This window comes from Streptomyces sp. NPDC047315, from assembly GCF_040643215.1.
GTDB lineage: Bacteria > Actinomycetota > Actinomycetes > Streptomycetales > Streptomycetaceae > Streptomyces.
On sequence record NZ_JBEYTZ010000009.1, the window covers coordinates 219,142 to 231,392 of the forward strand.

At 71.3% G+C, this 12,251-nt stretch carries 11 protein-coding genes and 1 pseudogene; 4 read left to right on the forward strand and 8 right to left on the reverse strand.

Going from position 1 to position 12,251, the window contains the following annotated elements:
- Window positions 1-133: 133 nt before the first annotated feature.
- Window positions 134-562 (forward strand): annotated as a pseudogene (locus ABZ842_RS13185) (GNAT family N-acetyltransferase); the annotation flags it as partial.
- Between the two features lie 6 nt (window positions 563-568).
- Window positions 569-1,273 carry a class I SAM-dependent methyltransferase gene (locus tag ABZ842_RS13190; protein ID WP_361536414.1) on the forward strand — a complete coding sequence of 235 codons (705 nt, stop codon included), beginning with the start codon at window positions 569-571 and terminating at the stop codon, window positions 1,271-1,273.
- 36 nt (window positions 1,274-1,309) lie between these two features.
- Here ABZ842_RS13190 and ABZ842_RS13195 read toward each other — a convergent pair whose 3' ends face one another.
- From ABZ842_RS13195 to dnaB, 4 genes are all read right to left on the reverse strand, one after another.
- Window positions 1,310-3,616, reverse strand: coding sequence for an NACHT domain-containing protein (locus ABZ842_RS13195; RefSeq protein WP_361536265.1), 2,307 nt, complete (start codon window positions 3,614-3,616; stop codon window positions 1,310-1,312).
- Between the two features lie 173 nt (window positions 3,617-3,789).
- A complete protein-coding gene (locus ABZ842_RS13200; RefSeq protein WP_361536267.1) occupies window positions 3,790-5,064 on the reverse strand; it encodes an MFS transporter in 1,275 nt (424 codons plus the stop codon).
- Window positions 5,065-5,246: 182 nt separating this feature from the next.
- On the reverse strand, window positions 5,247-6,068 hold the full coding sequence (locus tag ABZ842_RS13205) for a hypothetical protein (RefSeq protein WP_361536269.1): 822 nt from the start codon (window positions 6,066-6,068) through the stop codon (window positions 5,247-5,249).
- 340 nt (window positions 6,069-6,408) lie between these two features.
- Complete coding sequence (dnaB, locus tag ABZ842_RS13210) at window positions 6,409-7,911, reverse strand: replicative DNA helicase (RefSeq protein WP_361536271.1); 1,503 nt, start codon at window positions 7,909-7,911, stop codon at window positions 6,409-6,411.
- A gap of 425 nt (window positions 7,912-8,336) precedes the next feature.
- Between dnaB and ABZ842_RS13215 the strand changes: the two genes are divergently transcribed.
- A complete protein-coding gene (locus tag ABZ842_RS13215) occupies window positions 8,337-9,698 on the forward strand; it encodes an MATE family efflux transporter (protein ID WP_361536273.1) in 1,362 nt (453 codons plus the stop codon).
- 175 nt (window positions 9,699-9,873) lie between these two features.
- On the opposite strand, the gene rplI is transcribed toward ABZ842_RS13215, so the two are convergent.
- The 4 genes from rplI to rpsF form a co-directional block, all read right to left on the reverse strand.
- A complete protein-coding gene (rplI, locus tag ABZ842_RS13220; protein ID WP_361536275.1) occupies window positions 9,874-10,320 on the reverse strand; it encodes a 50S ribosomal protein L9 in 447 nt (148 codons plus the stop codon).
- A gap of 18 nt (window positions 10,321-10,338) precedes the next feature.
- Complete coding sequence (gene rpsR, locus ABZ842_RS13225; RefSeq protein WP_005315025.1) at window positions 10,339-10,575, reverse strand: 30S ribosomal protein S18; 237 nt, start codon at window positions 10,573-10,575, stop codon at window positions 10,339-10,341.
- Window positions 10,576-10,653: 78 nt separating this feature from the next.
- Window positions 10,654-11,250: a single-stranded DNA-binding protein gene (locus ABZ842_RS13230; protein WP_361536277.1), complete on the reverse strand. Its 597-nt coding sequence runs from the start codon at window positions 11,248-11,250 to the stop codon at window positions 10,654-10,656.
- Window positions 11,251-11,323: 73 nt separating this feature from the next.
- Complete coding sequence (rpsF, locus tag ABZ842_RS13235; protein WP_003956532.1) at window positions 11,324-11,614, reverse strand: 30S ribosomal protein S6; 291 nt, start codon at window positions 11,612-11,614, stop codon at window positions 11,324-11,326.
- Between the two features lie 313 nt (window positions 11,615-11,927).
- Here rpsF and ABZ842_RS13240 point away from each other — a divergent pair, with 313 nt between their 5' ends.
- Window positions 11,928-12,236: a hypothetical protein gene (locus tag ABZ842_RS13240; protein WP_361536279.1), complete on the forward strand. Its 309-nt coding sequence runs from the start codon at window positions 11,928-11,930 to the stop codon at window positions 12,234-12,236.
- Window positions 12,237-12,251: the final 15 nt, after the last annotated feature.

The following is a 12,251-nucleotide window of genomic DNA, read 5'->3' on the forward strand; positions in this document are numbered from 1 at the left end:
CATCCCGTAAGCAAAGGGTTTTCCGTACGCAGAGGAGGTTCCCGTACGCAGAGGGTTCCCGACTCCCGCCCCCGCGGGCGCTGTTCGCAAATGCGGTGCGGACGCCTCGCGGCTCGTGCTAGACAACCTCGCCATGAGCGATCTCGTAACGGAGCGTCTGGTGCTGCACCCGCTGACCGCCGAGGAGGCGGAGCGGCTGAACGCCGCTTCCCCTGGCGTAGGAGCCCGGTGGGCGCCCGAGTACCCGATGGAGGACGACAAGTCGGCGGCCCGGCGCTATCTGCACAGCCTCACCGCGGACCCCGACGCCCCGCATCCCGGAGCCTTCGAGATCCGGCTCCGCGAGGACGGATCCGCCATCGGCGGCGCCGACTTCCACGGGCCCCCGGACGCGCAGGGCACCGTCACCATCGGCTACGGGCTGGTCCCGTCGGCCCGCGGCAAGGGCTACGCCTCCGAGGCGCTGCGGGAACTCCTCGCGTTCGCACAGCGCTCCGGCATCGCACGGGTGAAGGCCGACGCGGACCACCGCAACGTCGCGTCGCACCGGGTGATGGCCTCCGCCGGGATGCGGCTGGTCGGCACGGACGACCGCGTCCGCTACTACGAGACGGTCTGGGGGGCGTCGCCCGGGGTCTCCCCCTCCGCGACCCATCTGACCGCCACGGCGAACGCCTACGACGCCGTCGCGGTCCAGTACGCGGAGCTGGTCCACGGCGTGCTCGCCACGATGCCCCTGGACCGTGCGTTCCTCGACGCCTTCGCCGACACGGTGCTGGCGAACGGCGCCGGGAAGGTCGCCGAGTTGGGGTGCGGCCCCGGCTACGTGGCCGCACACCTGGCGGACCGGGGGCTGGACGTCTTCGGCGTCGACCTGTCGCCGACGATGGTCGACATCGCCCGTGCGACGTACCCCGGGGTCCGCTTCGACGTGGGCTCCATGGACGCGCTGGACCTGCCCGCTGGCGCGCTGGGCGGCATCGTCTGCTGGTACTCGACGATCCACGCCCCGCCCGCGGTCCTGCCGTCCTACCTCGCCGAGTTCCGTCGACTGCTGACGCCCGGCGGTCATCTGGCGCTCGCCTTCTTCGAGTCCGAGGGCGGACCGCTCGCCTCCTTCGACCACAAGGTGGTCGAGGCGTACCGCTGGCCCGTCGACGAGGTGGCGGGGCTCGCCGGCGAAGCCGGGTTCGTCGAGGTGGGCCGGATGTTGCGCGAGCCGGTCGAGGACGAACGCTTCCGCCGCGGCCACCTGCTGCTGCGTCGGCACTGACCGCGCCAACCGGCGCTGAACGGCACGTGAACGGAGCTAAGGCGCGGCGCTCGTGTGCCGGCCCGGCAGGTCGGCGCACGGGCGCGGCTCCGGCAGGTGGACCCGCTCGGTGAGGTGGTCCTGGAGCCTGGCGTGCCGGAACTGGTAGGTGGAGCCCACCCGCCGCAGGATCCCCAGCCGGTGCGCGTCCGCGAGGAAGCCCTGGAGTCGCCAGGGCAGTCGGCCCCCGAGGGCGAACTGGCAGCGCGCGACGACGTAGTACGGCCAGGCACAGGTGGCCAGCGCGAGGACGAAGCCGGTGGCCCCGACGTCGAGGAGCCGTACTGCGGCCACGATCGCGAAGTCGCCCAGCGTGCTCGTGAACCAGACGCTGGTACGGACGCCGGCGTCGGGGACCACCAGCAGGGCCGTGCCCGCGGCTCCGCTCAGCAGCGCGATCAGCCGGTCGGCGCGCAGGGTGCCCTCGACGGTCTCGTGCTCGTCGGAGGGGTGGGGCGCGCGGATCCAGCGGAAGAAGACGAGCAACAGGCCCAGGGCGGCGCCGACCACCAGCCCGTCGCGCAGGCTGGTGGCGAAGTGCGGCTCCCCGCCGCGCAGTACGTACGCCGAATAGCTCGCGAAGCTCACCCCGCAGCAGAAGGCGGTGCAGGCCACACCGAGCAGGGCGCGCGGCAGGCGCCGGCGCCAGTGCGCCGTGCTGGGGCGACCGCGGCTCGGCAGCCCGGGCGGCACCGGCAGGCCCGCGGCGAGGACGACCAGCATCAGGCACGGCGCCGCGAACGCGACGGCCACGAGGGTCCGCTGCACCCCGTTCCCGGCGGGGAGGAAGGGGGCGACGGCCGGCACCGAGGCCAGGCCGCCGACGACGGCCACCGCAGTGCTCGCGGCGGCCCGTCGCACCGGCGTCGTCGCGGCCGGCGCCAGCCGGCTGCTGAGGGCGACCACGGGCCCGACCACGAAGGCCAGTGCGACGGAGAGCGGCACGAACCGCACCGGCGCCCCCAGAGGCACCAGGAACGGGTTGGTGACGAGGTGCCCGATGAGGGCGACCCCGGTCCACACGGCGGCCCGCCGCCAGGGCCCCGCCAGCGCAGGGCTCCACGTGTGGAGTTGCCACCAGGCCAGGTCGAACGTGCCGTGCCGGCTGAGCCCGCGCGCGAGGAAGGTGAGGTAGCCGTGGGCCCGGTCCGGCCCCCATCTGCGGGTGGGGTCCTGCCGTCGGGAGCGGGCGTAGAGCGTCGGCACGAGCGCGTCCAGCAGGTGGTGCTCCAGGGCGGGGACGGTGGGGAAGCGCCGCTGGTCGGTCAGTTCGCGGGGGTCGCGGTCGCCGCCGCCGTACACGGAGCGGACCAAAGTCGCCATCAGGGGGCCGGTCAGGACGCGGGCGAGCGGGGACTCGGGGTGCCGTTCGAGGTGCTCGGACAGGTCGTCCCAGGCTGCCCGGCGGTCGGCGGGGGAGGTGTGGCGCAGCGCGGCGAGCGCGTCGGCCACGCGCAGCGGCACCGGCTCCAGCACGGTGGCGTTCGCCAGGGGCGCGGAGTGCCGCACGATCCGTGCGTAGTCGTCGGTGCGGCAGGTCAGCACGAGCGGCGCGTCCGTCGGCAGGGTGTCGTCGAGTGCTGCCAGTACCGCGGCGCGACGGGGCCGGGGCACCTCGTCGAGCCCGTCGAGCACGGGCAGCAGCCGGTGTTCGGTGAGCAGGTCGACGATGGATTCGGTGCCGTAGCGCGGTACGTCGCCGAGCGCCGGGTAGTCCTCGGTGACGCGGCGCCGCAGCCAGTCGCGGGCGTTCTCGCGCGTCGGGTCGAAGGTGGCCAACGGGCAGAGGACGGGCACGGGTTCGTCCGGGGTGCGGGTTCGCAGCAGTGCGAGGGTCAACAGCACGGCGAAGGTCGTCTTGCCGGAGCCGGCGGGCCCGAGGACCACGAGCCGTCGGCCCGGGACCCCGCGGAAGAGCCGCATCAGCGCTTCGGGGTCGTCCGCCCGGGCCGAATCCGCCGTGGCCGTCGGGCCGTGGGAGTCCGCGGGGTCCCGGGGCAGCCGCGGTGCCCAGCGCACGGGCAGCGGCGCCGGCGCGAAGAGCTGCCGTAGGACGGCCTCGTCCTCCCACTGGCGCCGGACCATGCGGGCGAGCGCCCGCGCCGTCTCGTCGATCTGTCCGGTGTCGGAGCCGGCGCCGCGGCGGCCGGGTGCGCCGCGCCACGCCCACACCGTGAGCAGCCCCATCAGTCCCGTCACGGTGCCCAGCACGGAGGCCGCGGCGGACGCCTGGTCCGTGCGCCCCGCGGCCGACAGCCACACCAGCCCACCGGCGACCGCAGCGCACAGCGTCCATGCCACCATCCAGCGCCCACGCATACTCCCCCAACGACCCCGCACGCGGCCCGGTCACCTGATCGCCCGGTCACCCGGCGCACCCGGTCCTGCACGCGGTCACGCCCGCGGTCGTGACAGCGAGCGAGCCGGCCCGGGCGCTGTGCCCGGGCCGGCTCGTCGGAAGCGGTGCGCGCGGCGCTTCACGCCGCCTTGGACAGGGTGGACCGGTCCTCGCCGGCCACCTGCCGGGCGGCCGTCACCGCGCTGGTCACGACGCTCGGTCCGTCGTGCCGCGGCCAGAGGAGGAGGGCGCCGACCGCGCCCGCCGCGGCGAGTACCGCGAGGACGGACCAGGCGAGGGCGAAGCCGGCACTGGTGCCGAGCCATCCCGCCACGGGATACGTGATCAGCCAGGCCAGGTGCGACAGCGAGAACTGGGCCGCGAACGCCTCGGGGATCGCGTTCCGCTCGACGGAGGCGCGCAGGACCTTGCCGGTCGGGGTGACGATCAGCGCCATGCCGACGCCGATCACGGTCCAGATGACCGCCGTGCCGATCCACGTGGTGAGGCCGGCCGCGACCAGCGTCACCGCGGCGACGGTGCCGCCGACGAGGACTCCGGCGCCGGTCGTCATGACGGTGCGGGCGGCGATCCGGTCGAGTACGCGGGGGAGTGCGAGGGCGGCCAGGAGGGTGCCGGTGCCGGAGGCGGCGAGCATCCAGGCGACGTGCGACTGCGAGCCGCCGAGTTCGTCCCGTACGTAGTTGACGGTGTTGACGACCACGATCGACCCGGCCGCCGCGACCACGAGGTTGAGCGCCATGATGCCGCGCAGCCGCGGCGTCCTGAAGAAGGTCCTGATGCCTGCCGCCGCCTTGTCCCACGCCTTGGTGTGGGCGCTGGGGCGGGCCTCGGGGATGCGGGTCGACAGGACGAGGAGGGCGGAGACGAGGAATCCGGCGGAGGTGCCCAGGAACAGCCAGTTGAAGCTCATGAACGTCAGCGCGACGGCGGCCAGGACGGGGCTGAGCAGGCTTTCCATGGTGTAGGCGACCTGGGAGGCGGAGAGGGCGCGGGTGTAGTCGGCCTCGTCGGTGACGATGTCGGGGATGACGGCCTGGAACGTCGGGGTGAAGGCCGCGGAGGCGGCCTGGAGCAGGCCGATCAGCACGTACACGTGCCAGACCTCGGTGATCAACGGCAGCGCCAGGACCACGGCGCCACGGACCACGTCGAGGAGGAACAGCAGGGTTCTTCTGGGGAGCCGGTCGACGTACGCGGCGGCCAGCGGGGCGATGACCACGTACATGACCATCTTGATGGTCAGGGCGGTGCCGAGCACCACGCCTGCGCGCGGGCCGGCGAGGTCGTACGCGAGGAGTCCGAGGGCCACCGTGGTCAGCCCGGTACCGAACAGTGCGATGACCTGGGCGCCGAACAGATGGCGGTAGTCGCGGATGGCGAACAGTCGCATGGCGGGTTCCTTCCGTGTCCATGCGGCGGGGCACGGCCCCGGGGTGGAGGCCGTGGCCCGCGGGTACAGGCGGGGTCGTTGTTCCTGGTCACCGGCGTCGCTCCACGGTGTGAGGCGGGCGGGTGGGGCGGCGATCGCCGTGTCGGGTCAGGCGTGACATGACGCTCCTCCCTTCGGAGTGGTCAGTGGTGCGCGTGGTGGTCGTGGCCGCCCGCGTGCTTGGGGGTGGTGGTCGGCACCGTGAACTCGGCCGTCCGGACGACGCCTTCGTGCTGGAAGTCCAGGTACAGCCGGTACGTGCCGGCCGAGGGCGCGACGGCCGTGAAGGCGACCTCGGGCCCCGGTGCGGTGGTGCCGTCGCCGGGCTCGCCCTCCGGGTGGACGTGGAGGTAGCCCAGGTCGCCGACGCGCAGCGCCACCAGGTGTCCGTACGCGGCGAGGTAGGGCTGGAGGTCGGTGACGGGGCGCCCGTTCCGGCTGACGGTGAGGGTCAGCTCGCTCGCCTCGCCGGGCACGAGCTCGCCGTCGAGTGCGACGGCGTACTCACCGAGCTGCGCGATGCCGGTGGCCTCGGGGAGCGGCTGCGGGTCGTACACCCCGGCGACCGCGACGTCGATCCCCAGCGTCATGGTCCCGTCGTGGCCGACCGGGTGGACGTCGGCGAAGAACCTCCAGTCCCCCGGCTCCAGCGCCAGCTCGACGCTCCAGGTGCCCTCCCCGTCCTTCACCGGGTGCACGTGCTGGAACCCGGCCGTGTCGCGCCGGACGGCGATGAAGTGCAGCTCCTTCTCGTGCTCGGGGGTGAACTCGGTCACCGCCGCCCCGTCGGGGCCGATCACCCGGAAGCTGACCGGCTGCACACCGGCGGTGCGGATCGTCGAATCGATTTCAAGGCCGTACCCGTGCTGGGAGACCGACAGCCCACCGGGCTGGGCTCCGCCGTGCCCGGCGTGGCCGCCGTGCGCACCGTGGTTGGCCTGGTGGTGACCGGAGTGGTTCTGCATGGCATCTCCCTGGTTGTGATGCGCCTACCGGCGCCCGTCCGCTCAGGACGTGATCCAGACTATATACCCCCGGGGGGTATGCAGGCGAGCCCTGAAGGCGGAAATTTCGAGAGGGGTCCAAAGGGCCGCCCGGTCGGCCGACGACCGGGCGGGCGGGCAGGCGGGCGGGCAGGCCGAATGCGGCCACGGCGATCAGGGACGTGGGCGAACGGATCGGCATCGACCACGTCGCGGTCGACTCCCCGTGCAGCGACGGAAGCGTCGTTCAGGGCGCGCTCCAGCGGGCCACGGACGTCCTCGGTCTCGTGGCCAGGGGCTCAACGCCCGCGCGCGGGCCGGATCAGGTCTGGGCCATGTCCACGAAGCGGGAGTAGTGGCCCTGGAACGCGACCGTGATCGTCGCCGTGGGGCCGTTACGGTGCTTGGCGACGATCAGGTCCGCCTCGCCCGCGCGCGGGGACTCCTTCTCGTACGCGTCCTCGCGGTGCAGCAGGATCACCATGTCCGCGTCCTGCTCGATGGAGCCGGACTCACGCAGGTCGGAGACCATCGGCTTCTTGTCCGTGCGCTGCTCGGGGCCACGGTTCAGCTGGGAGAGCGCGATCACGGGGATCTCCAACTCCTTGGCCAGCAGCTTCAAGTTACGCGACATGTCGGAGACCTCCTGCTGCCGGCTCTCGGCCCGCTTGGAGCCGCCGGACTGCATCAGCTGGAGGTAGTCGATGACGACCAGCTTCAGGTCGTTGCGCTGCTTGAGCCGACGGCACTTGGCGCGGATCTCCATCATCGACAGGTTCGGGGAGTCGTCGATGTACAGCGGTGCCTGCGAGACGTCCGGCATGCGGCGCGCCAGCCGGGTCCAGTCCTCGTCCGTCATCGTGCCTGAGCGCATGTGGTGCAGCGCGACGCGCGCCTCCGCCGACAGCAGGCGCATCGCGATCTCGTTGCGCCCCATCTCCAGGGAGAAGATCACGCTCGGGAGGTTGTTCTTGATGGAGCACGCCCGGGCGAAGTCCAGCGCCAGCGTGGACTTTCCCATCGCGGGACGGGCGGCGATGACGATCATCTGGCCGGGGTGCAGGCCGTTCGTCAGCGAGTCGAAGTCGGTGAAGCCGGTGGGCACGCCGGTCATCTCGCCGCTGCGCGAGCCGATCGCCTCGATCTCGTCGAGCGCGCCCTCCATGATCTCGCCGAGCGGCAGGTAGTCCTCGCTGGTGCGCTGCTCGGTGACGGCGTAGATCTCCGCCTGCGCGGAGTTCACGATCTCGTCCACGTCGCCGTCGGCGGCGTATCCCATCTGCGTGATCTTGGTGCCGGCCTCCACCAGACGGCGCAGCACCGCGCGCTCGTGGACGATCTCCGCGTAGTACGAGGCGTTGGCTGCGGTGGGGACGGACTGGACCAGGGTGTGGAGGTAGGAGGCGCCGCCGACGCGGGTGATCTCGCCGCGCTTGACCAGCTCCGCGGCCACGGTGATCGGGTCGGCCGGCTCGCCCTTGGCGTACAGGTCGAGGATGGCCGTGTAGACGGTCTCGTGGGCGGGGCGGTAGAAGTCGTGGCCCTTGATGATCTCCACGACGTCCGCGATGGCGTCCTTGGACAGCAGCATGCCGCCGAGGACCGACTGCTCGGCGTCCAGGTCCTGGGGCGGCACGCGCTCGAACCCGCCGGACGAGCCGGACCAGCCGTCGTCGTCCCGGCCGCGCTCGTGCTGGTCCTCCCGGCCGCCGCCACGGCGGTCGTCACCCCGGCGGTCCGTGCGACGGGGTCGGGAGACGGGAAGACGGTCTCCGGGAGGGCCGTCGGCCGCCCACGGGTCGTCCAAGGGCTCGGAAATGCTCACCCGGGCCACCTCCTCCCGTCCGCGCAGCGGACCTCGCCGTGCCCCACTTTTCTACGGCACAGCACCGACAAACCGAGTGGCCCGACCCGGCTTCCGGCGCGTCGAGCGACGGTCCACGTTAGGCCGCTCAGCACCGTCAGCCAATCTGGTTATCCACAGGCCATGTGGATGAGCGACCAGATGCTGTGGAGAACTCCGCAGAACCTGTGCACGGACCGGGGGACAGCACTGTGGACAAAGTCGCCGCCTCCGCTATCCACAGGGCCTGACCTGCAATTATCCCATCCACCGGCTGTGGGGAAGAAAAAATTTCCCGACCGGGCCAAGATCAGAACAAACGGCCCAGCACGGAGCCGTCACCCTCAGTACAAGTAAGGATCACAGGGCATTTGCATCTCTTACCTGTGGACGATTACATTGATGCGATGACCCAGGCCCCCGCGGCACCGAAGCTCCAGCGGCGACGCCGCGACCGACGCCGCGACCGGCGTCACGACCGGGAGATCGTCGCCCTCGCCGTCCCCGCTTTCGGCGCCCTCGTCGCCGAACCCCTCTTCGTGATGGTGGACAGCGCCGTCGTGGGCCACCTGGGCACCCCCCAACTCGCCGGGCTCGGCGTCGCCGCCGCCCTGCTGATGACCGCCGTGAGCGTCTTCGTCTTCCTCGCCTACGCCACCACCGCCGCCGTGGCCCGCCGGGTCGGCGCGGGCGACCTCGCCGGCGCCATCCGCCAGGGCATGGACGGCATCTGGCTCGCGGTCCTCCTCGGCGCGGCCGTGGTCGCGGTCACCCTCCCCCTCGCGCCCTGGGTCGTCGACGTCTTCGGCACCTCCGACACCGCGTCCCCGTACGCCGTCACGTATCTCCGCATCTCCAGCATCGGCATCCCCGCGATGCTGATCGTGCTGGCAGCCACCGGTGTGCTCCGCGGCCTCCAGGACACCCGCACCCCGCTGTACGTCGCCGTCGGCGGCTTCTCCGCCAACGCCGCACTCAACGTCCTGCTCGTGTACGGCGCCGGCTTCGGCATCGCCGGGTCCGCCTGGGGCACCGTCATCGCCCAGTACGGCATGGCCGCCGCGTACCTCGTCGTCGTCATCCGCGGCGCACGGCGGCACAACGCCTCCCTCCGCCCCGACGCAGCAGGGATACGGGCGAGCGCCCAAGCCGGGGTGCCCCTGCTGATCCGTACGCTCTCGCTGCGCGCGGTCCTGATGATCGCCACCGCGGTCGCCGCCCGCCTCGGCGACACCGAGATCGCCGCACATCAGATCGTGCTCTCCCTGTGGAGCCTGATGGCCTTCGCCCTCGACGCGATCGCGATAGCGGGACAGGCGATCATCGGCCGCTACCTCGGCGCCGGTGACGCCGAGGGCGCCCGTCAGGTGTGCCGCCGCATGGTGCAGTGGGGTATCGCCTCCGGCGTGGTGCTCGGCGTACTGCTGCTGGCCGCCAGCCCGCTCTTCCTCCCGCTGTTCAGCAGCGATCCTGCGGTTCACAACGCACTGCTCCCGGCGCTCCTGGTGATCGCCCTCACCCAGCCCGTGGCCGGTGTCGTCTTCGTCCTCGACGGCGTTCTGATGGGCGCGGGCGACGGCCGGTACCTCGCCGGCGCCATGCTGGTGACGCTGGCCGCGTTCGCCCCGGTCGCCCTGCTGGTGCCCGCGCTCGGCGGCGGGCTCACCGCCCTGTGGTGGGCGATGACCCTGATGATGACCGTCCGCATGGCCACCCTCTGGTGGCGGACCCGCTCCGGGCGCTGGATCGTCACCGGCGCGACCCGCTGAGGCCGCCGCCCCAGTCTGACCGTTGTTTCACGTGAAACACGCTGAACCCGCTGTTGAACCTGCTGCGAACCCGCTGCGAACCCGCTGTTTCACGTGAAACGAGAAGTGGGCCGCACCCTCAAGGGGGTACGGCCCACTTCTTGGCTCGGTCGAACCGGCCGGGTCAACCCGCCACTCAGGCGGCGATGACCTCGATGCCGACCTTCGCGTCCACCTCGGGGTGCAGACGCACGGACACCTGGTGCGCGCCCAGGGTCTTGATCGGCGAGCCGAGCTCAACACGACGCTTGTCGACGTCCGGGCCACCGGCGGACTTGATCGCCGAGGCGACGTCGGCCGGAGTCACGGAACCGAAGAGGCGGCCGGCGTTGCCGGAGCGAACAGCCAGACGCACCTTCACGCCTTCGAGCTTGGCCTTGATCTCGTTGGCCTGCTCGATGGTCGCGATCTCGTGGATCTTGCGGGCGCGGCGGATCTGCGCCACGTCCTTCTCGCCACCGCGGGTCCAGCGGATCGCGAAACCGCGCGGGACCAGGTAGTTGCGAGCGTAGCCGTCCTTGACCTCGACGACGTCGCCAGCAGCACCGAGGCCGGTGACTTCCTGGGTGAGGATGATCTTCATATTGCTGTCACCCCTCCCTTATCGCGCGGTGGACGTGTAGGGCAGCAGCGCCATCTCACGGCTGTTCTTCACGGCCGTGGCGACGTCACGCTGGTGCTGCGTGCAGTTGCCGGTAACGCGGCGGGCACGGATCTTGCCGCGGTCGGAAATGAACTTCCGCAGCATGTTCGTGTCCTTGTAGTCCACGTACGCGGTCTTGTCCTTGCAGAATGCGCAGACCTTCTTCTTCGGCTTGCGCACAGGCGGCTTCGCCATGGTGTTTCTCCTGTGTGATCAAGAAGTGGGGTATCGAACGCCCCGAAGACCCGAATGGGCCCTAGAACCCGAGGGGTCCTAGAAGGGGGGCTCGTCCGAGTAGCCGCCGCCGGAGTTGCCGCCGCCGGAGCTTCCGCCCCAGCCGCCGCCGCCTCCACCGCCGCCGCCCTGCTGACCACCCGCGGGGGCACTGGTGGCCCACGGGTCGTCGGCCGGCGCACCGCCGCCCTGCTGCTGGCCGCCACCGGGGCCCGCGCCCCAGTTGCCGCCACCCTGCTGGCCGCCCCCGTAGCCGCCCTGACCACCGCGACCGGTGGTCTTGGTGACCTTGGCCGTGGCGTTCTTGAGACTGGGGCCGACTTCCTCGACGTCCAGCTCGTAGACCGTGCGCTTAACGCCCTCGCGGTCCTCGTAGGACCGCTGCTTCAGTCGGCCCTGCACGACGACGCGCATGCCGCGCTGGAGCGACTCGGCGACGTTCTCCGCCGCCTGCCGCCAGACCGAGCAGGTCAGGAACAGGCTCTCGCCGTCCTTCCACTCGTTCGTCTGCCGGTCGAAGGTGCGGGGAGTGGACGCGACGCGGAACTTCGCGACCGCCGCACCGGACGGGGTGAAGCGCAGCTCGGGGTCATCGACGAGATTGCCGACGACCGTGATGACGGTCTCGCCTGCCATTGGGGGAACCTCTCGGCGGGGTGCTTCTGGCTGCTTGCTGCTACTCGAACCCGAAGACCTCTGAGCTAGGTGCTCAGTGGGTCTCGGGACGGAGGACCTTGGTCCGGAGGACCGACTCGTTCAGGTTCATCTGGCGGTCGAGCTCCTTGACGACCGCAGGCTCGGCCTGCAGGTCGATGACCGAGTAGATGCCCTCGGGCTTCTTCTTGATCTCGTAAGCGAGACGACGACGGCCCCAGGTGTCGACCTTCTCCACCTTTCCGTTGCCCTCACGGACGACGGAGAGGAAGTTCTCGATCAGGGGGGCGACAGCGCGCTCCTCCAGATCGGGGTCGAGGATGACCATCACCTCGTAGTGACGCATGTGGAACCCACCTCCTTTGGACTCAGCGGTCACGGTCGTTCCGTGACAGGAGGGTCGTGATGCGTGATGCAACGGTGTCGAGTAAAGCAGGACCCACTGACAGTCCCCTGGCCGTTTCCCGACGACCGTCGGAACGATCATCGTGGGGCGGACCCGGGCCTGACGGGGCCCGAGCAGACACCGGTGCAGACCGTACAGAGTACCCGCACAGGCCCTTCCGGTTGAAATCCGGTGGCCGTCGGCCGCAATCTGTACACATCGGGTGTGCGCGGCACTACGGTGCGCCGCGCTCCGCAACGCCAGGAGGTGCCACATGGCACAGGCAGTGCGACGTCAGACCGGCCTCTTCGCCACGGACGGCAAGCCCCACCCCCTCCAGGACACCCTGGCCGGAGTCACTCTGGTGCTCGGCATCGTCGCGTTCGTGACGTCGATGTTCTCCAGCCTGCACCTGCTCAGCTCGTGGACGGGCCTGGTGGGGATCCTCACCGGCGCGTACGGACAGTTCATCTCCGAGACGACCCGGGAGCGGTTCGTCCTGATCCTGGGGCTCGGTGCGTCCGCCGCCGGGTTCTTCCTGGGCATGGCGCACGGCGGCCTCTTCGGCGGCTTGATCGGCTGACCGAGGGCGGGCCGG